This is a genomic window from Rhodococcus sp. BP-349 (genome assembly GCF_019835845.1).
Lineage (GTDB): Bacteria > Actinomycetota > Actinomycetes > Mycobacteriales > Mycobacteriaceae > Rhodococcoides.
Genome location: NZ_JABUDR010000003.1, coordinates 1,198,370 through 1,218,441 on the forward strand (window position 1 = coordinate 1,198,370; position 20,072 = coordinate 1,218,441).

Below are 20,072 nucleotides of genomic sequence, written 5' to 3' on the forward strand. Positions count from 1 at the left end.
TAGCCGCGCGGCGCTTCTCGACGCGTGGTTCCGTGCCGGGTCAGGCGCGCCCACGTGCGACGACCCGCTGCTACGTCGTGTAGTACGCATTTGCGTCGGAGGGGCCGTATCATCTGTCGAATGGCAGGCCTGGGCGATCTCGAACGAGCAGTGATGGAACATTTGTGGTCGAGTTCGGAGCCGCAGACCGTTCGCCAGGTCCACGAGGCCCTGGCGTCGAAGCGTGAACTCGCCTACACGACGGTCATGACGGTCCTGCAGCGTCTGGCGAAGAAGAAGCTCGTCACCCAGCAGCGGGACGACCGCGCGCATCGGTACGCTCCGGTACATGGGCGCGAAGAGCTTGTCGCCAGCCTCATGGTCGACGCCCTCCAGCAGGCCGACCGCTCCGGCGGACGGGCTGCGGCCCTGGTCCACTTCGTGGGTCGGGTCGGTGCCGACGAGGCCGCCGCACTCCGGGAGGCCCTCGCGGCACTGGAGACGCAGGACGACGGTTCCTCCAACGCCTGACCTCTCGACCCTCGACACTCCCTCCCACACGACGGTGAGGACATGAACGCACCGACAGCACTGGTCTTCGCGGTACTCGCGTTGATCCTGACGGGACCGGTTCCCGCGATGCTGTCCCGTGCGACGTGGCCGCACCGGACACCGCGCGCCGCCCTGGTGCTGTGGCAGGCGATCGCACTCGCCGCGGTGCTCTCGGCCTTCAGTTCCGGTCTCGCGATCGCAAGCCAGCTGCTCGTCCCCGGACCGGACGGCCGGCCCACCACGGCGCCGACGGCCGAGATCGACGCCCTCGGCCTCCCGCTGTGGATCCTCTACGTGACGGTGCTCGCGATCACCCTCGTCATCGGTGCGCGACTCGTCTGGGCCACGTCCCTGGTGGCCATCAAGACCCGGCGACGGCGTGCGCGACACCGCACGCTGGTCGACATCCTCGATCGCAGCGCGGGTGAGACCAGCGCCCACGGAACCGACGTGCGGGTCCTCGAGAGCCTCGACCCCATCGCCTACTGCCTGCCCGGACTGCGGCAACGCGTCGTGGTCAGCGAGGGCACGTTGTCCAACCTGGACGACGACGAGCTGGCGGCCATCCTGACCCACGAACGCTCTCACCTGCGCGCGCGGCACGATCTCGTTCTCGAGGCGTTCATGGCCGTCAACCAGGCGTTCCCGCACGTCGTACGCAGCCGGTCCGCACTGGGGTCGGTGCAGCTGCTGGTCGAGTTGCTCGCGGACGATTCCGCGGTGCGCGTCACGGGTCCTCGCCCCCTCGCCCGCGCTCTCGTGGCCTGCTCCGGATCGTCGGCGCCGCGGGGAGCGCTGGCCGCGGGTGGGCCGAGCACGCTGGTGCGGGTGCGCCGGTTGGCCACTCCCGGTTCCACCCCCGGTGTGGCGGCTCTCGCCTATCTCGCGTCGGCAGCCATCCTCGTGGTGCCGACCATCTACGTCGCAGTGCCGTGGTTGACCGAGCTGACGCGCCTCGCGCGACACGGTTCGTGACTACTGGCTCACACGAGTCGGCATCCGCACCACACGTCGCGTAGTGTCACCAGTGGTTCAAGAGAACCATCCGTTAGTCGATATGGCACAAATTTCGCCGTCGCTCCGATCCGTTCCCTCGTGGACGCCATGGAGTCGTACCGGTGACAAGACACCTCACATTGCGCCCGAGCTCCGCTTGCGCATCGATGACCAGGTGATGTGTGCCCTGGCTCGTCACGCTGCGCGGTGATTCATCGTTGCTGTGCACCGACGCGCCTGCAACCCGAGAGGTACCACCGCGTTGACCAGCGCCACCCCCGTTTCTGCTTCTGCCACCAGCACTCCCGATGCATCCGAGACCACGTTCTCCGATCTCGGACTTCCCGCGGCCATCGTCGCGGCACTCGCCAAGAACGGCATCACCGTTCCCTCGCCCATCCAGAAGATGGCCATCACCGACGCCCTCGCCGGCCGTAACGTCCTCGGCCGCGCACAGACCGGATCGGGCAAGACGCTCGCCTTCGGCCTGCCGATGCTCGCGCGCCTGGCGTCGACCGGCACCAAGCCCGCCGCGAAGCGTCCCCGCGCACTGGTGCTGGTCCCCACCCGCGAGCTCGCCTTCCAGGTCGTCGACTCGCTGCAGTCGTACGCCACCGTCCTCGGGCTGAGCGTGCGCCCCGCCGTCGGCGGCACCCCCTTCGGCCGTCAGGCCGATCAGCTCCGCCGCGGCGTCGACGTGCTCGTCGCCACCCCCGGTCGCCTCGGCGACCACCTGCGTCAGGGCACCTGTGTCCTCGAGGCCGTGGAGATCACCGCACTCGACGAGGCCGACCAGATGGCCGACATGGGCTTCCTGCCCGAGGTGCGCGACATCCTCGGACAGACCGCGAACGGTGGCCAGCGCATGCTGTTCTCCGCCACGCTCGACCGCGAGGTCCAGTCGTTGGTCCGCCAGTTCCTGGCCGACCACGTCCAGCACTCGACCGGTGACAGCAAGGCCGCCGTCGAGTCGATGGATCACTACATCCTCAACGTCGGCCGTGGACAGAAGGACATCGTCCTGTCCGAGATCGCCGCTCGCGAGGGTGGCCGGACCATCATGTTCGCCCGCACCAAGCTCGGCTGCGACGGCATCACCGATCGCCTGCGCGCCGTCGGCATCCACGCCGAGTCGCTGCACGGCGGCAAGGCTCAGAACCAGCGCACCCGCGTGCTCGACCGATTCAAGAGCGGCCGCACCCCCGTGCTCGTCGCCACCGACGTCGCCGCACGCGGCATCCACGTCGACGGCATCGACCTGGTCGTGCACGTCGATCCGCCCGCGGATCACAAGGACTACATGCACCGCGCCGGCCGTACGGCACGTGCCGGTGCGGCGGGCACCGTCGTCGCCATCGCGCTGCCCAACCAGCGCCGCATCATCAGCCGGCTGACCGGCCAGGCCGGGGTGAAGGTCACCTCGGTGGACGTCTCCCCCGGTTCGGTGGAGCTCGGTTCCATCACCGGAGCCAAGGCTCCGTCCGGCGAGCCGGTGCGTGAGGCACCGCGTCGCGAGCGTCCCAGTGGCCCCTCGCGCTTCGGCGCCTCGGGATCCCCGCGCACCGGTGGCTACCGCGGCGGCGACTCCGGCGGATACCGGGGTCGCGACGAGAACCGCACGGGTGGGTACCGCGGCGGTGAGTCGAGCGGTGGCTACAAGGGCCGCGACGAGAACCGCACCGGCGGCTACCGCGGCGGTGAGTCCACCGGTGGCTACAAGGGCCGCGACGAGAACCGCACGGGCGCAACGGCTTCGCGCACCGGCGGGTTCCGCAGCCGTGCTGCGGGCACCGCGCGCGACTGACAGCTCTCCCGTCCTTGTCCGGCCCCGACTTTCGCGTCGGGGCCGGGCAGGGAAAGCTGGGGGAATGACTTCCTCGGATTCTTCACCTCTCGCCCAGATCGGTGTCACCGGCCTCGCTGTCATGGGGTCCAACCTGGCGCGGAACTTCGCCCGCCACGGACACGTGGTCGCGGTGCACAACCGGAGTTACTCCAAGACACAGACTCTGCTCGACGCGCACGGCAGTGACGGCACCTTCGTCGCGTCGGAGAGCATCGAGGACTTCGTGGCCAGCCTGGAGAAGCCACGCAAGGTCGTCATCATGGTCAAGGCCGGTGATCCCACGGACGCGGTCATCGAGGAACTCGCCGGCGTCATGGACGAGGGCGACATCATCATCGACGGCGGCAACGCACTCTACACGGACACCATCCGCCGCGAGTCCTCGCTGAAGGACCGCGGCCTTCTCTTCGTCGGCGCCGGCATCTCCGGCGGCGAGGAGGGTGCACTCAACGGCCCCTCGATCATGCCCGGTGGCCCCGCGAAGTCGTACGAGTCGGTCGGGCCCCTGCTCGAGTCGATCTCGGCGCACGTGGACGGCACCCCGTGCTGCACCCACATCGGCCCCGACGGGTCCGGGCACTTCGTGAAGATGGTGCACAACGGCATCGAGTACGCCGACATGCAGCTCATCGGTGAGGCCTACAACCTGCTGCGCGACGCGCTGGGCATGGATCCGGACGCGGTCGCCGACGTCTTCCGGCAGTGGAACGAGGGCGACCTCGAGAGCTACCTCGTCGAGATCACCGCGCAGGTGCTCGCCCACAAGGACGCGAAGACCGGGAAGCCGCTGGTCGACGTCATCGTCGACGCCGCCGAGCAGAAGGGCACCGGTCGCTGGACCGTCAAGTCCGCGCTGGATCTCGGAGTCCCCGTCACCGGCATCGCCGAGGCGGTGTTCGCCCGAGCACTCTCGGGCGCGCGCGGCCAGCGCGAGGCGTCCAAGGGTCTGGCGTCGGGAACGCTCTCGGCGAAGCCCGAGGACATCGAGACCTTCACCGAGGACATCCGTTCCGCGCTGTACGCCTCCAAGGTCGTCGCCTACTCGCAGGGTTTCGATCAGATCGCCGCCGGTTCGGCCGAGTACGACTGGAATCTGCACCCCGGCGATCTCGCCACCATCTGGCGCGGAGGATGCATCATCCGGGCCCGGTTCCTGAACCGCATCAAGGACGCCTACGACGAGAACCCGGAACTGCCCGCGCTGTTGCTGGCGCCGTACTTCCGTGACGCCGTCGAGAACGCCGTCGACAGCTGGCGTCGCGTCGTGTCCACCGCGACACTCCTCGGAATCCCGGTGCCCGGCTTCGCCTCCGCCCTGTCGTACTACGACGGACTGCGCGCCGAGCGTCTGCCCGCCGCGCTGACGCAGGGTCTGCGCGACTTCTTCGGAGCGCACACCTACGAGCGCATCGACGCCGACGGCAAGTTCCACACGCTGTGGAGCGAGGACAGGTCCGAGATCGAGGCCTGACCTCCGCCGTGAGTTCGTCCGTGTTCGCGGTCGGGCTCTCGCTCGTCGCGGCATTCCTCTTCGCCTGCGCCGCCGTCGCTCAGCAGACGGCGGCGTCGGCGGTCGCGGACGGGGACTCGTTGATCTCGAGCCTCGTGCGCAGCCCGCGGTGGTGGGCCGGGGTGGTCGGCGATCTGGGCGGCTACCTGGTGCAGGTGGCGGCCCTGGCGGTCGGATCGGTCTCGGTGGTCCAGCCGCTACTCGTGAGCATGCTGCTCTTCGCGCTCCCCCTCGCCGCGAAGTACTCCGGTCTGCGGATGCGGCGCGCCACCTGGATCTCGGCCGTGGGCCTCACGGTCGCCCTGGTCGCGTTCGTCGCGGTCGGCGATCCCACCGAGGGCACCGCCGACGCGCCGCTGTCGGTGTGGGCTCTGCCGTTGGCCGCCGTGGTGGCGGTGGCGCTGGTCGGCGCTGTCGCCGGTGTGCTCACGCGCGAGCCCGGTCGTGCGGCGCTGCTGCTCGGAATCGGCGGTGGGCTGTTGTTCGGCGTCGCCGTCGCCTTCACCAAGTACGTCACCGACCTGGTGGAGTCCGATCTGCTCGGCGCCCTCACCGCGTGGCAGACGTACGCGTTGATCGCCGCGGGAGTCTCGGGCTTCTACCTGCAGCAGCGTGCTTTCCAGGCCGGTCCGCTCGCGGCGTCGCTGCCGGCGGTGACCGTGTGCGAGCCGCTGGCGGCGGTGTTCCTCGGCATCGTGGTGCTCGACGAACGGCTCCGCCTCGACGGACTGCGCGGCGTGGTCGTCGCCTCCGCCGTGATCGTCATGATCGTGACCACCGTGGTTCTCTCGCGGGAGCAGGGGCGCGCGGACGACGCCGCCCCGGTTGTCTGACCCACCCTCGACGTCGCCGCCGCAAGATATATCCGTCGGTCGCGTACGCTGGCGTCCCGTGCATTTCCTTCGCGACCAGCGCCCGCCCTACGACCTGACGTACGACGACGTGTTCCTCGTCCCGAACCACACGACGGTCACGTCCCGTTTCGACGTCGATCTGGCGAGTGTCGACGGCTCCGGGACCACCATTCCCATCGTCGTCGCCAACATGACCGCCGTGGCCGGCCGCCGGATGGCGGAGACGGTCGCGCGGCGTGGCGGCATCGTCGTCATCCCGCAGGACCTGCCGACCGCAGCCGTCGCCGAGACGGTCTCCTTCGTCAAGAGCCGGAACCTGGTGGCGGACACCCCGGTCGTGTTGACGGCGGAGGACTCGGTCTCCGACGCTCTCGCCCTCATGCCCAAGCGTGCCCACGGCGTCGTCGTGGTCGTGGACGGTGACACGGCCGTGGGCATCGTCTCCGAGGCGGCGTGCACGGACGTCGATCGCTTCGCGCGCCTCTCGACGGTGATGGACGAGGACTTCGTGACGGCCTCCGTGGACACGAGTCCCCGCGAGATCTTCGAGCAGCTCGAGGCCCGGCACGAGAACCTCGCCGTGCTGACCGGACCGGACGGCGCACTCGCGGGAGTGCTCACCCGCACCGGTGCGCTGCGCGCCGGCATCTACCGTCCCGCCACCGACGCCGACGGACGCCTGCGCATCGCCGCCGCCGTCGGCATCAACGGTGACGTGGGCGCGAAGGCCGCCGCCCTGGTCGAGGCCGGCGCCGACGTCCTGGTGCTCGACACCGCCCACGGCCACCAACAGAAGATGCTCGATGCTCTGGCCGTCGTCGCGGCACTCGATCTGGGCGTGCCCCTGGTCGCCGGCAACGTCGTGTCCGCAGCGGGTACGCGTGACCTGATCGAGGCCGGCGCGGACATCGTCAAGGTCGGTGTGGGCCCCGGTGCCATGTGCACCACCCGCATGATGACCGGCGTGGGCCGTCCGCAGTTCTCGGCCGTCGAGGAGTGCGCCGCCGCGGCGCGCGAGCTGGGCAAGCACGTGTGGGCCGACGGCGGGGTCCGACATCCCCGCGACGTCGCGCTCGCCGTCGCTGCGGGTGCCTCCAACGTCATGATCGGGTCCTGGTTCGCCGGCACCCACGAGTCGCCCGGAGATCTCCGCGTCGACGCCGCCGGGGTTGCCTACAAGGAGAGCTTCGGCATGGCGTCGAAGCGAGCCGTGGCCGCACGCACCGCGGCGGACAGCGCGTTCGGCCAGGCGCGCAAGGGCCTGTTCGAGGAAGGCATCTCCAGCTCGCGGATGCGCCTCGATCCGGAGCGGCCCGGTGTCGAGGACCTCATCGATCACATCTGCGCGGGTGTGCGCAGCACCTGCACGTACGCCGGTGCGCGCTCGCTCGAGGAGCTGCATCGGGATGCCGTGCTCGGCATCCAGTCCGCGGCGGGCTTCGCCGAGGGGCGGCCGCTCCCGTCCGGGTGGTGATCTCGGCCGCACTCGTGCTCACGCCGCCGACTCGGTGATTCCGGGTCGGCGACGATACGATGTGTGCGATAGCGGCGCCCCCGAGCGGGTACTGCTGTGACACGCGCCGATTCTGCGGCGCAGGCGTCGCCTCCACGCGAACGCCACACGACAGGAAGGACACCGGTGCCCGAGGCACCCACGACGACGCCGACCCCCGGGTCCGGCACTCCGTCCCCGGACCGACCGTCCCGAGACCGCCCCTCCCCCGACGGGGAGTCGTCCGGCGGTCTCTCTCCGGAGGGCTCCTCTAGGTCGCCGGGCTCACCCGGCGCTTCCCCGATGACCACCTCGAGTCGCAGCGAGGTGTGTCCCTCGTGACCGTTCTCGTTCCGATCCTGTCCCTCGTGGGCTTCGTCGCGCTGACGGCGGGCACAGCGATCTTCGTCGCCGCGGAGTTCTCCCTCACCGCACTCGAGCGCAGCACCGTCGACGCGGCGGCCCGCGAGGGTGACATGCGCTCCCGCCAGGTCCAGCACGCGCACAAGACGCTGTCGTTCCAGCTCTCCGGTGCGCAGCTCGGTATCACCATCACCACGCTGATCACCGGCTACATCGCCGAACCGGTGCTGGCGCGGTTCATCACCCCCGCCGCCACGGCGCTCGGTGCGTCCGACTCGCTCGCCGGCGCCGTGTCACTGGTGCTGGCGCTCGTCATCGCCACGTCGGCGTCGATGGTGTTCGGCGAGCTGGTGCCCAAGAACATGGCCATCTCCAATCCGATGAAGGTGGCGCGGGCGACGGCCGGCCTGCAGGCAGGGTTCTCCCTCGTCTTCCGCTGGGCCATCAACGGTCTCAACGGTTCCGCGAACTGGGTGGTCCGCCGCCTCGGCGTCGAGCCCGCGGAGGAACTGCGCTCGGCGCGCTCGCCCCAGGAACTCGGGTCGCTGGTGCGCTCCTCCGCGGAACACGGCTCCATCGACCAGCGCACCGCTCTCCTCGTCGACCGCTCGCTGCAGTTCGGCGAGCGCACGGCGGAGGAGTTGATGACCCCCCGCGTGAAGATCGAGACCCTCGCCGCGGACGACACGGTCGCCGACCTCATCGACACCGCGGCCCGCACCGGGTTCTCCCGGTTCCCCGTCGTCAACGGCGATCTCGACGACACCGTGGGCATCGTCCACATCAAGCACGCGTTCACCGTGCCCGCCGAGCGCCGCGCCGGCACCACGGTGAGCTCCCTCGCCCAGCGTGTCCCCAACGTCCCCTCGAGCCTGGACGGCGACACCGTCATGGAACGAGTGCGCGCCGACGGCATGCAGGTCGCAATCGTGGTGGACGAGTACGGCGGCACCGCGGGCATCGTCACCATGGAGGACCTCATCGAGGAGATCGTCGGCGACGTCCGCGACGAGCACGACACCCGCGAGGTCGACGTCCAACGCGTCGCCGACGGGTGGCTCTGCTCCGGACTCCTGCGCATCGACGAGGTCACCGAGTTCACCGGGTACGCGGCACCCGAGGGCGAGTACGACACCCTCGGTGGCCTGGTGCTGACACAGTTCGAACGCATCCCCGACGCCGGCGACCAGGTCATCCTGCCGCCCCCGAGCGGAGACCTCGAGTCCGACGAGGGCGGCTGGGTCGCGCGCGTGGACGCGATGGACGGGCGCCGGATCGACCGGATCCTCGTACGCCCGGCCGCGGAGGACGAGATCGTCCGCCTGCGCGCCGAGACCGTCCGCGAGCACGACCGGGAGGCCCTCGATGGGTGACCTTCTCGCCGTCGGCCTCGCGGTCGTCCTCCTGCTCCTCAACGCCTTCTTCGTCGGTGCCGAGTTCTCTCTGATCTCGGCACGCCGCGACCGCCTCGAGAGTCTGGTGGTGCAGGGCAAGAAACGGGCTCAGACGGTCATCGAGGCCGGTCAGAACCTGTCGATGATGCTCGCGGCCGCGCAGCTCGGCATCACCATCTGCTCGATCCTGCTCGGGCGCGTGGCGGAACCCGCCGTGGCCCACCTGATCGAGCGTCCGTTCGAGCTGCTCGGCGTACCCGACTCCCTGCTGCACCCCATCGGGTTCGCCCTCGCCCTGGGCATCGTGGTGATCCTGCACATCCTCATCGGCGAGATGGTGCCGAAGAACATCGCGATCGCCGGACCGGAAGCGACGGCGATGTTGCTGGTGCCCGTGCATCTGTGGTGGTTGCGCGTCGCGAAGCCGCTGATCTCGTTCTACAACCTGTGCGCCAACGGCACACTGCGGTTGTTGCGCGTCGAGCCGAAGGACGAGCTGGACTCGTCGGTGTCGGCGGACCAGCTCTCCGACATGATCGGCGAGTCCCGCTCGGAGGGACTCATCGACGAGGAGGAGCACCGCCGGCTGACGCAGGCTCTCGAGACGTCGGGTCGCACCGTGCGGGAGGTCCTCATCCCGCTGGACAAGGCCCGCACGGTGGTCTGCGGACCCAAGGGACCCACGCTGGGTGCGATCGAGAAGGCCGTCCGCGAGACCGGTTTCTCGCGGTACCCGGTCCGCGACGAGACCGACGGCATGATCGGGTATCTCCACATCAAGGACGTCCTCGATCTGATGGCGGACCCGCTGGCCGACTCGGAGACCATCATCCCGCGCTCGGACGTCCGCCTTCTGCCGATCATCGACGCGCGCACCCCTCTCGACGAGGCGTTGGCCGGTCTCCGCCGCCGCCGCAGTCACCTCGGCGCCGTGGTGGAGACGGGCAAGGGCACCATCGGCATCGTCGCTCTCGAGGACCTCGTCGAGGAGTTCGTCGGCACGGTGCGCGACGGCACCCACCTCGTGGAGGACGTCGTCCCCGGACCCGACGCGCCGTGACGTCCGTCGTGTCGGACACCGATCTCGTCGTTCTCGGACCGGACGGGTGGCATCCTCGGCGGCACGCTCACGGCGAGCGGGTGGACGAGATGATCGGTGCCTACCTGGAGCGGCGCGCGGTCGGCGAGCCGCATCCGGTGCTCGACTTCCTCTTCACCTACTACAGCCTCAAGCCGGGCCATCTGCGCCGGTGGCACCCCGGTCACGGCTCGGTACTGACCGGGGCGGGCATCGAGGACTACCGCGGACGCTCCGGGTACGTGGACGTCGCCGTGGGCGGGCGACCCGGCGTCACGGTGTCGTCCGAGTTCCTCGACCGGCGGTCGTCCGCGATCGAGTTCGTGAGCACCCTGATCGGCCGGACGGCCACCCGCCCCGCGCAGCTGGGGTGCTTCGGTCTGCACGAGTGGGCGATGGTCTACCGCGGCGGGGACGAGGCTCTGCGTCACGACGTGCCGCTGCGCCTCGGTCACGAGGGCACCGACGCGGTGGTGGAGTCGATGCCGTTGCGCTGCACCCACTACGACGCGTTCCGTTTCTTCACCCCGGACGCGGTCCCGCGGAACGCGCTCGAGCTGACGCCGGAGCACCGGCTCCTGACGGAACAGCCGGGCTGCCTGCACGCCTCGATGGATCTGTACAAGTGGGTGGCGAAGCTCGGACCGCTGTTGCCGTCCGAACTGCTGCTCGATTGCTTCGCGCTGTCGATGACGGCGCGCGAACTGGACATGCGGGCGAGCCCGTACGACCTCACGGCGTACGGCTACTCCCCCGTGCGTGTCGAGACCCCGACCGGGCGCGCCGAGTACGTGCGCGCCCAGTCGTCGATCGCGGAACGAGGAGCCGCTCTGCGAGTCGCGATCGGCGGCCTGCTCGCCGATCTGCGCTGACGGTTCGGGTCAGACGCCCACGGCCGAGAGTTCGGCGAACTCCTCGTCGCTGAGCTCGATGCTCGCGGCGGCGACGTTGTCCTCGAGATGGGACACCGACGACGTTCCGGGAATCGGCAGCATCACCGGGGATCGACGCAACAGCCACGCGAGGGCGAGCTGCGACGCGGAGACGCCGTGCCGCTGGGCCAGCTCAGTCAGCGGGCTGCCCTCGCCGGTGAGCTTTCCGGTGGCGAGCGGGAACCACGGGATGAAGCCGATGTTCTGCTCGGTCGACCAGTCGAGGAGCTCCTCGGAGGAGCGGTCCGTGAGGTTGAAGAGGTTCTGGACGGACACGATCGGAGCGACCCTCTGCGCCTGTGTCACCTCCTCGACGGACACCTGGCTGAGGCCGATGTGCCGGATCTTGCCCTCGTCCTGCAGCGCCTTCAGTTCGCCGACCTGATCCTCGAGCGCGACGTCCGGGTCGATGCGGTGCAGCTGGAACAGGTCGATGCGGTCCACACCGAGACGGCGCAGCGACAACTCGGCCTGCTGGCGGAGGTATGCGGGACGACCGACCGGGGTCCACTGCCCGGGGCCCTGCCGGGTGAGCCCGGCCTTGGTCGCGATCACGACGTCGTCGGCGTAGGGACGCAGCGCCTCGGCGAGCAGGTCCTCGGCCACCTCGGGGCCGTAGCTGTCTGCGGTGTCGAAGAAGGTCACGCCCAACTCGACCGATCGCCGCAGCACGCGGATCGCCTCGTCCCGGTCACGCGGCGGCCCCCATACGCCTTCTCCGGGCAGCTGCATGGTGCCGTAACCGAGCCGGGTGATCTCGAGGTCTCCACCGAGCAGGAAGGTGCCGCTCGCGTCGGCGGGGCGGGAAGTCGTCGATGTCGTCATGGCGAGTACGACGCCGTGGCGGTCGCAGGTATTCCTGCTCGTGGTCGTCCCGCGCGCCACCACCGGCGGGCTCCGTACTACCACTGGGTAACATCGGGGCGATCCAGCGCGGCACGACGCCGCGACAGGCGAGAGTCAAGTGAGGGGCTGTGATGACGGAACGCGTCCAGGTCGGCGATCTGCAGGTGGCGGCAGTGCTGCACGAGTTCGTGGAGAAGCAGGCTCTGCCCGGCACGGGTGTGGATCAGGATGCGTTCTGGGCGGGTGTGCAGTCCCTCCTCGAGGATCTCGCGCCCCGTAACCGGGCGCTCCTCGAGGCCCGCGACGAGATCCAGGGCAAGCTCGACGCCTGGCACTCCGAGCACCCCGGAGCCGGCTACGACCGCGCGCAGTACAAGGCGTTCCTGCAGGAGATCGGGTACCTGCAGGACGAGCCTGCCGCGTTCGCGATCACGACCGAGGGCGTCGACACCGAGATCACCACGACGGCCGGCCCGCAGCTGGTCGTCCCCGTCCTCAACGCACGCTTCGCGATCAACGCCTCCAACGCCCGGTGGGGCTCGCTGTACGACGCGCTCTACGGCACCGACGCCATCTCCGAGGACGGCGGCGCGGAGAAGGGCACCAGCTACAACAAGGTGCGCGGCGACAAGGTCATCGCGTGGGCTCGCACGTTCCTCGACGACGCGGTGCCGCTGACGTCCGGCTCGCACGCGGACGCCACGTCGTACGTCGTCGACGGGTCCGCCCTGGCGGTCACCCTGTCCTCCGGCGACACCGTCGGTCTCGCGTCACCGGAAGCGCTGCTCGGCTACACGGGTGAGCCGTCCGCGCCGACCGGAATCCTGTTCGTCCACAACGGCTTGCACTTCGAACTGCAGATCGACGCCGAGAGTCCCATCGGCAGCACCGACGCCGCGGGCGTGAAGGACGTGCTGCTCGAGTCCGCGGTCACCGCGATCATGGACTTCGAGGACTCCGTCGCCGCCGTGGACGCCGACGACAAGGTGCTCGGCTACCACAACTGGCTCGGCCTCATGCGCGGCGATCTGGCAGAGGAGGTGTCGAAGAACGGGAAGACCTTCACCCGCACCATGAATCCGGATCGCGTCTACACCGCTCTGGACGGCTCGGACCTCGTGCTGCACGGCCGGTCGCTTCTGTTCGTCCGCAACGTCGGGCACCTGATGACCACGGACGCGATCCTGGACAAGGACGGCAACGAGATCCCCGAGGGCATTCTCGATGCCATCATGACGTCCCTGACGGGCAAGCACAGCCTGCGGGACGACGTCGCGTTGAGCAACAGCCGCACCGGCTCGCTCTACATCGTGAAGCCCAAGATGCACGGTCCCGACGAGGTCGCCTTCACGAACGAGCTGTTCGCGCGGGTCGAGGACGTCGTGGGCCTCCCCCGCAACACCCTCAAGGTCGGCATCATGGACGAGGAGCGTCGTACGACGGTCAACCTCGCGGCCTGCATCCTCGCGGCGAAGGACCGCGTCGTGTTCATCAACACCGGCTTCCTCGACCGGACCGGCGACGAGATCCACACCTCCATGGAGGCCGGAGCCGTCGTGCGCAAGGCCGAGATGAAGAAGCAGAAGTGGATCGCCGCCTACGAGGACTGGAACGTCGACACCGGTCTTGCGGCGGGCCTCGAGGGCAAGGCGCAGATCGGCAAGGGAATGTGGGCGATGCCCGATCTCATGCACGACATGCTCGAGCAGAAGATCGGCCACCCGCGCGCGGGTGCGAACACCGCCTGGGTCCCGTCGCCCACCGCGGCCACGCTGCATGCCACCCACTACCACCAGGTCGATGTCTTCGCCCGCCAGGAGGAGATCGCGAAGGCTCGCCGCGCCACGGTCGACGACATCCTCGAGATCCCACTGGCTGCCGACACCTCCTGGAGCGACGAGGACAAGCAGCGCGAGCTCGACAACAACTGCCAGTCGATCCTGGGATACGTCGTCCGGTGGATCGACCACGGCGTGGGCTGCTCCAAGGTTCCGGACATCGAGGACGTCGCGCTCATGGAGGACCGTGCGACGCTGCGCATCTCGAGCCAGCTGCTCGCCAACTGGGTCCGCCACGGCATCGTGACCGAGCAGGACGTCGTCGCCTCCCTGACGCGCATGGCGCCGGTGGTCGATCGGCAGAACGCCGGCGACCCGACCTACCGACCGCTCGCGGAGAACTCGGATTCCAACATCGCCTTCAACGCCGCCAAGGACCTCATCCTCGAGGGAACCCGGCAGCCGAACGGGTACACGGAGCCGATCCTCCACGCGCGCCGTCGCGAGTACAAGGCTGCTGAGAACCAGGCTGCGAACCAGGCATCCTGACAGGGAGGCCGGGAGCAGCACGAGAGAGGACGGGTCCCGAGGGTGGGAGAGCATCGTCGCACCGCGTCCACGTCGGGTGGTCGTCGCGGTGTGAGCCGCGGACCCGTCGTGGTCGTCGTCGTTCTCGTGCTGCTCGTCGCGGCCGTCCTGGGCTGGTTCGCCCTGCGCGATCGCATCACCGACGAGGGTGAGCAGGCCGCGAAGGCCTGTGTGGAGGGTGACGCCGTACTGGCCGTCACGGCCGATCCCGACATCGCCGACGCCGTGCGTACGGTCGCCGCGGCGTGGGACGCCACGGCGCCGGTGGTGCGCGATCACTGCGTCACCACGACGGTGACCGAGACGGCGTCGGACGTCGCGGCAGCGGCGCTCGCGGCCGATCCGTACGACGCGGCGGCCGGTCCTCGTCCGTCGCTGTGGATCCCGGCGACCTCGGCGGATGCGGCGCCGCTGATCGACGCGCGGCGGGTCGACAGCACCCCCCGGTCTCTCGCCACCAGTCCCGTCGTCCTCGGTGTCGCACCGGCGCTCGCCGACACCTTGGGAGCGGCGGCCGTGGGGTGGGCCGATCTGCCTCGTCTCGCCGCCACCCCCGAGTCGCTCGACGCCATCGGCGCCGCGGGCTGGGGATCCCTGCGACCGGCTCTACCGGCCGGGTCGACCACCGCTGCCGCTCTGGTGTCGGTGGCTGCAGCGGTCGCCGATCCCACCGCCTCCACCGCGTCGTTGACAGCCGATCAGGCCACGTCCGCTCCCGTCGTGTCGGCGATCTCCGCGCTCTCCCGCGCGGCGACGGACGCGAGTCCCACCCCACCCGCCGACGCTGCGGCCGCTCTCGATGCAATGGTGCAGGGCGGCGACCCCGCGGTCGCCACGGTCCACGCCGTCCCGGTCACCGAACAGCAGTTGTACGGCCGGATCACCGAGGGCCAGCAACTGGCCGCCTTCCGCCCGGCCGGATCGACGCCGAGTGCCGACCATCCCGCGGTGGTGCTCTCGGACAGCGATGCGACCCAACGCGCGGCTGCGGCCGAGTTCGCGGAGTTCGCCCGCGGAGCCGATCAGCAGCAGGCGTTCCTGCAGCAGGGATTCCGCGTTCCCTCCGCCGACACAACGGCAGAAGCGACACCCTCGCCGGTGGCGGGACTGACCTTCCCTGCCATCGGTCAGCCCGCCGCATCGCCTGAACCGGCGGCGCGCACGGCGGTGCTCGACACCCTGGCGTCCCCCACCCGCCCGTCGAGCACCACCGTCCTGCTCGACGTGTCCGGGTCGATGGAGTCGATCGACGGGTCCGCCACGCGCCTGACCAACGTGACGTCCGCCCTGCGTCAGGTGGTCGGCTCGGTTCCGGACACCAGCCGGATCGGCCTGTGGACGTACAGCCGGGCACTGGACGGATCCCGGCCCTACCGGGTGGAGGTACCGATCACCGAGGCGGACTCCGAGTCCCGCGCCGCACTGGACAGCTCTCTCGCCGGTCTGTCCCCCGCCACCGCCACGTCGACCTACGCCTCCGTGCAGGCAGCCTACGAATCGGCCGTGCAGAACTGGTCGGGCGACGGGACCAACTCGGTTCTTCTCGTCACCGACGGCCCGAACGACGACACCTCGATCTCCGCCGCGTCCTTCCTCCAGTCGATCGCTGCCGCGTCGGACCCTGCGCGTCCGGTCCGCATCGACGTGGTGTCGCTGACCCAGAACTCGGACATCGCGACGCTGCGCAGCCTCGTTGGCCAGACCGGAGGCGACCTCGTCGAGGTGTCCTCCTCCGACCCCACACTCACCGCCACGCTCGACCGATTGTCCTCCGACCGGTGACGATCTCCACCGAATGCCGAAGGGCTTCCCCGTGATTCGTATGCTGACGTTCGCCGTGCTCCTGGCGATCGTGACGTTCGTCCTGCACCGCCGTCTGGTGGTGGCCACCGGACTCACCGGTGCCGCGCGCCTCGCCGCAGATGCCGTTCTCGTGGCGTTCTGGGCCGCCGCGGTGGTCGGGATCGGCAGCGGTGAGGTACTGGATCCCTCGTGGGCCCGCTACATCGCGTACCCGGGTCTGACCTGGCTCGCCGCACTCCTGTATCTCTGCCTCGGTTCCCTGCTGATCGCCGTGGGCGCCCTGGTGGTGCGGATCGGAGCGCGTGTCGCCCACCGCGACGGGGTGTCCGCACGGCGCACCTTCGTGCGTCCCGCCACCGCCGTTCTCGTCCTCGGCACCGTGGTGGCCGTCGCGTACGGAGTCGTCGCTGCCGCCACCCCGAAGGTGACCCGGACGACGGTCGAACTCGCCGCACTGCCGGCGTCGTTCGACGGTGTGCGAGTGGGCCTGGTGTCGGATCTGCACGTCGGGCCGGCGCGGGGCGAGGCGTTCGTGCAGGGGGTCGTCGACACGCTCATGGCCGAGAAGCCGGATCTCGTCATCATCGCCGGGGACCTCGTCGACGGAACCGTGGACCTCGTGGGCCCGGCTCTGGCTCCGCTGAGCGGACTGTCGGCGCCGCTGGGTGTCGTGGTCACCAGCGGCAACCACGAGTTCTATGCCGGCGACGGCGGCGCGTGGCTCGACCTGTACGACTCGCTGGGACTGCGGGTCCTGCGCAACGAGACGGTCCCGCTCACCCGGGGCGTCGACACGATCGACCTGGTCGGCATCGAGGACCTCACGGCGCCGGAACCGTACGAGCCGGATCTGGCGGCAGCCCTCGAGGGCACCGACCCGGCCCGTTTCCAGCTGCTCTCGGCGCACCAGCCCAAGCAGGCGACGCAAGCGTCCGATCTCGGTGTGGACATGCAGGTCTCCGGCCACACCCACGGGGGACAGATCTGGCCGATCGTGTATCTCGTACCGCTGCAACAGCCCTCGGTCCAGGGCCTCGACACCATCGGCGACACCACGCTCTACACCACCCGCGGCGTCGGCGCCTGGGGTCCCCCGGTGCGCATCGGCGCGCCGCCAGAGATCTCCCTGCTGGAGCTCCGGACGGCGCGCTGATCACGTCGCGTCAGTGGGTCAGGCGAAGGCCTCGATCGGCGGGCACGAGCACACGAGGTTGCGATCGCCGTGTGCGCCGTCGATCCGCCGCACCGACGGCCACACCTTGGCGCGCGAGGTGCCGGCCGGGTAGACGGCCTCCTCGCGCGTGTACGGGTGCGTCCAGTCCGTGACGAGGCAGTGCGCCGTGTGCGGAGCGCCCCGCAGCGGGTTGTCGTCCACGGTCCACTCGCCCGACGCCACTCGTTCGATCTCCGCACGGATGGCGATCATGGCGTCGACGAAGGCGTCGATCTCGTCGAGATTCTCGCTCTCGGTCGGCTCGATCATGAGGGTGCCCGACACCGGGAAGCTCATCGTCGGTGCGTGGAAACCGTAGTCGGCCAACCGCTTCGCAACGTCGTCGACCGTGACCCCGGTGCGCTTGGTGATGGGCCGCAGATCGAGAATGCACTCGTGCGCGACCATCGAGCGATCGCCGGTGTAGAGCACCGGGAAGTACTCGTCGAGTCGGCGGGCGATGTAGTTCGCCGACGCGATCGCGGTGAGGGTCGCGCGCCGTAGACCGGCGGCACCCATCATGCGGATGTAGGCCCACGTGATCGGCAGGATGGACGCCGAACCGTACGGCGCGGCCGAGATCGCACCGGTCTCACCGAGACCCTGTACGAACGGATGTCCGGGCAGGAACTGCGCGAGGTGGGAGCGGACGCCGATCGGACCGACGCCGGGGCCGCCACCGCCGTGCGGGATGCAGAACGTCTTGTGCAGGTTCAGGTGGCTGACGTCGCCGCCGAAGCGACCGGGGCGCGCCACGCCGACCAGAGCGTTGAGGTTCGCGCCGTCGACGTACACCTGGCCACCCGCGTCGTGCACCGCGGCGCAGATGTCGCCGATCTCGTGTTCGTAGACGCCGTGCGTCGAGGGGTAGGTGATCATGATGGCGGCCAGCGACTCGGCGTGCTCGGCCACCTTGGCACGCAGGTCGTCGACGTCCACGTCACCGTTGGTGCGGCACGCCACCACCACGACCTTCATCCCGGCCATCACGGCGGACGCCGCGTTGGTGCCGTGGGCACTGGACGGGATGAGGCAGATGGTGCGTGCGTCGTCCCCGCGGCTGCGGTGATAGTTGCGGATCGCCAGCAGGCCTGCGTACTCGCCCTGGCTGCCCGCGTTCGGCTGCAGGGACACCGCGTCGTAGCCGGTGACCGCGACGAGCCACTCCTCGAGGTCGGTGATGATGCGCGCCATCCCGGGAGCATCGTCCGCGGGCGCGAAGGGGTGCAGGGCGTTGAAGCCCGGCCACGTGATGGGCTCCATCTCCGCGGTGGCGTTGAGCTTCATGGTGCACGAGCCCAACGGGATCATGCTGCGGTCGAGGGCGATGTCCTTGTCGGACAGCGCGCGGAGGTACCGGAGCATGGCGGTCTCGGTGCGGTACCGCGTGAACGCCGGGTGCGTCAGGAACTCCGATGTACGGGAGAGGGCGTCGGGAACGGCGATCGACGCGGAGCCGGAGGCCGGCTCGACACCGAAGGCCTGCAGCACGGCCTCCACATGAGCGTCGATCGTGGCCTCGTCGCAGGAGATGCCGACATGGTCGTCGTCGACGAAGCGGAGGTTGATCGCCGCGGTCGTCTTCGCGGCGGCGACCACCTCGGCCGCGCGGCCGGGCACACGGGCGAGGACGGTGTCGAAGTAGTCCTCGTGCACCACGGTGACGCCACCGGCGCGCAGTGCGGCACCCAGCGAGGCCGCGTGGCCGGCGACGCGGCGCGCAATGGCCGTGAGACCGTCGGCACCGTGGTAGCTCGCGTACATCGCGGCGACGACGGCGAGGAGCACCTGCGCGGTGCAGATGTTGGACGTCGCCTTCTCTCGGCGGATGTGCTGCTCACGTGTCTGCAGAGCGAGGCGGTAGGCGGGCGATCCGTCGGCGTCGACGGAGACGCCGACGAGTCGGCCTGGCAACTGACGAGCGTGCGAGGTGCGCACGGCCAGGTACCCCGCGTGGGGTCCACCGAAGCCCATCGGGACACCGAACCGCTGCGACGTGCCGAAGCACGCATCGGCCCCCTGCTCGCCGGGTGACGTGACGAGAGTGGCGGCGAGGAGGTCCGCGCCGACGGCCACGAGGGCGCCCCGGTCGTGCGCCTCGGCGATCACCGACGTCAGGTCGACGATGCGGCCCGATGCTCCCGGCGTCTGCGACACGACGCCGAAGAACTCTCCGTCGGGCAGGCCCGTCGCGAGGTCGGCGTCGACGAGTTCGATGCCCAGCGGCTCCGCGCGCGTCGCGATGACGGCGCGGGTCTGCGGGAACAGGTCGGTGTCGAGGACCAGGCGGGCCGACTTGGACTTGCCGGCTCGGCGCAGCAGCGTCATGGCCTCCGCCGCGGCGGTGCCCTCGTCGAGCATCGAGGAGTTGGCGATGTCCATGCCCGTCAGGTCGGACACCATGGTCTGGAAGTTGAGCAGTGCCTCGAGCCGGCCCTGGCTGATCTCGGGCTGGTACGGCGTGTACGCGGTGTACCAGGCCGGGTTCTCGAGGATGTTGCGCACCAGGACGGGCGGAGTGAGCGTGGCGCTGTAACCCTGGCCGATCATGGACGTCGCGACGGTGTTGCTCGCGGCCAGCGCGGCCAGTTCGGCGAGTGCCTCGTGCTCGGAGACCGGCGCGGGCAGAGCGTCCAGACCGTCCGCGATGCCGTCGACGGCCGCGTCGAGGATGTCGGCTGGAACCGCGGCGGCAGCGAGATCGTCCAGGCTCGCCACACCGATGACGTCGAGGAGTCGCGCGGTCTGCTCCGCGTCGGGCCCGATGTGGCGGTCGACGAAGATACGGAGTCCGGAGGTCGAGCGGTGTTCGGCGGTCACGTGATCTCCCGTGGTGGTGGCGAGGTGC

14 protein-coding genes are annotated in these 20,072 nt (G+C 69.9%); 12 read left to right on the forward strand and 2 right to left on the reverse strand.

Annotated elements, in window-relative coordinates; genetic code table 11:
* The first annotated feature begins 120 nt into the window (after positions 1–120).
* From HQ325_RS21955 to HQ325_RS21995, 9 genes are all read left to right on the forward strand, one after another.
* Positions 121–510 (forward strand): BlaI/MecI/CopY family transcriptional regulator, encoded by a 390-nt coding sequence (locus HQ325_RS21955; protein ID WP_027505427.1) that lies wholly within the window; start codon positions 121–123, stop codon positions 508–510.
* Between the two features lie 42 nt (positions 511–552).
* Positions 553–1,506, forward strand: a complete 954-nt coding sequence (locus HQ325_RS21960; RefSeq protein WP_222632431.1) for a M56 family metallopeptidase — start codon at positions 553–555, stop codon at positions 1,504–1,506.
* 283 nt (positions 1,507–1,789) lie between these two features.
* Positions 1,790–3,331 (forward strand): DEAD/DEAH box helicase, encoded by a 1,542-nt coding sequence (locus HQ325_RS21965; RefSeq protein ID WP_261778613.1) that lies wholly within the window; start codon positions 1,790–1,792, stop codon positions 3,329–3,331.
* Between the two features lie 64 nt (positions 3,332–3,395).
* Positions 3,396–4,844: an NADP-dependent phosphogluconate dehydrogenase gene (gndA, locus tag HQ325_RS21970; protein ID WP_027505429.1), complete on the forward strand. Its 1,449-nt coding sequence runs from the start codon at positions 3,396–3,398 to the stop codon at positions 4,842–4,844.
* An 8-nt stretch (positions 4,845–4,852) separates the two neighbouring features.
* Positions 4,853–5,716: a DMT family transporter gene (locus HQ325_RS21975; protein ID WP_308014581.1), complete on the forward strand. Its 864-nt coding sequence runs from the start codon at positions 4,853–4,855 to the stop codon at positions 5,714–5,716.
* A 58-nt stretch (positions 5,717–5,774) separates the two neighbouring features.
* Positions 5,775–7,211 carry a GuaB1 family IMP dehydrogenase-related protein gene (locus HQ325_RS21980; RefSeq protein WP_222632433.1) on the forward strand — a complete coding sequence of 479 codons (1,437 nt, stop codon included), beginning with the start codon at positions 5,775–5,777 and terminating at the stop codon, positions 7,209–7,211.
* Positions 7,212–7,567: 356 nt separating this feature from the next.
* Positions 7,568–8,965: a hemolysin family protein gene (locus tag HQ325_RS21985; RefSeq protein WP_222632435.1), complete on the forward strand. Its 1,398-nt coding sequence runs from the start codon at positions 7,568–7,570 to the stop codon at positions 8,963–8,965.
* Positions 8,958–10,046, forward strand: a complete 1,089-nt coding sequence (locus HQ325_RS21990) for a hemolysin family protein (RefSeq protein ID WP_222632437.1) — start codon at positions 8,958–8,960, stop codon at positions 10,044–10,046. The genes HQ325_RS21985 and HQ325_RS21990 overlap by 8 nt, the downstream gene beginning before the upstream one ends.
* Positions 10,043–10,936 carry a 3-methyladenine DNA glycosylase gene (locus HQ325_RS21995; protein WP_374107252.1) on the forward strand — a complete coding sequence of 298 codons (894 nt, stop codon included), beginning with the start codon at positions 10,043–10,045 and terminating at the stop codon, positions 10,934–10,936. The genes HQ325_RS21990 and HQ325_RS21995 overlap by 4 nt, the downstream gene beginning before the upstream one ends.
* Positions 10,937–10,945: 9 nt before the next feature.
* Here the strand turns inward: HQ325_RS21995 and HQ325_RS22000 are convergent, their stop codons facing one another.
* Positions 10,946–11,821, reverse strand: coding sequence for an aldo/keto reductase (locus HQ325_RS22000; protein WP_222632438.1), 876 nt, complete (start codon positions 11,819–11,821; stop codon positions 10,946–10,948).
* Positions 11,822–11,973: 152 nt separating this feature from the next.
* Here HQ325_RS22000 and HQ325_RS22005 point away from each other — a divergent pair, with 152 nt between their 5' ends.
* The 3 genes from HQ325_RS22005 to HQ325_RS22015 are packed head-to-tail and all read left to right on the forward strand — an operon-like array spanning position 11,974 to position 17,164.
* On the forward strand, positions 11,974–14,169 hold the full coding sequence (locus HQ325_RS22005) for a malate synthase G (RefSeq protein WP_222632440.1): 2,196 nt from the start codon (positions 11,974–11,976) through the stop codon (positions 14,167–14,169).
* A 42-nt stretch (positions 14,170–14,211) separates the two neighbouring features.
* Complete coding sequence (locus HQ325_RS22010) at positions 14,212–15,990, forward strand: VWA domain-containing protein (protein ID WP_222632443.1); 1,779 nt, start codon at positions 14,212–14,214, stop codon at positions 15,988–15,990.
* 31 nt (positions 15,991–16,021) lie between these two features.
* A complete protein-coding gene (locus tag HQ325_RS22015) occupies positions 16,022–17,164 on the forward strand; it encodes a metallophosphoesterase (protein ID WP_222632444.1) in 1,143 nt (380 codons plus the stop codon).
* A gap of 18 nt (positions 17,165–17,182) precedes the next feature.
* Here the strand turns inward: HQ325_RS22015 and gcvP are convergent, their stop codons facing one another.
* On the reverse strand, positions 17,183–20,044 hold the full coding sequence (gene gcvP / locus HQ325_RS22020; RefSeq protein WP_222632445.1) for an aminomethyl-transferring glycine dehydrogenase: 2,862 nt from the start codon (positions 20,042–20,044) through the stop codon (positions 17,183–17,185).
* Positions 20,045–20,072: the final 28 nt, after the last annotated feature.

Bases quoted from the DNA above. Each gene is read 5' to 3' on its own strand.
- HQ325_RS22000 (WP_222632438.1), bottom strand. From the start codon at position 11,821: ATGACGACATCGACGACTTCCCGCCCCGCCGACGCGAGCGGCACCTTC.
- HQ325_RS21955 (WP_027505427.1), top strand. From the start codon at position 121: ATGGCAGGCCTGGGCGATCTCGAACGAGCAGTGATGGAACATTTGTGG.
- HQ325_RS21960 (WP_222632431.1), top strand. From the start codon at position 553: ATGAACGCACCGACAGCACTGGTCTTCGCGGTACTCGCGTTGATCCTG.
- gndA (WP_027505429.1), top strand. From the start codon at position 3,396: ATGACTTCCTCGGATTCTTCACCTCTCGCCCAGATCGGTGTCACCGGC.
- HQ325_RS22005 (WP_222632440.1), top strand. From the start codon at position 11,974: ATGACGGAACGCGTCCAGGTCGGCGATCTGCAGGTGGCGGCAGTGCTG.
- HQ325_RS21990 (WP_222632437.1), top strand. From the start codon at position 8,958: ATGGGTGACCTTCTCGCCGTCGGCCTCGCGGTCGTCCTCCTGCTCCTC.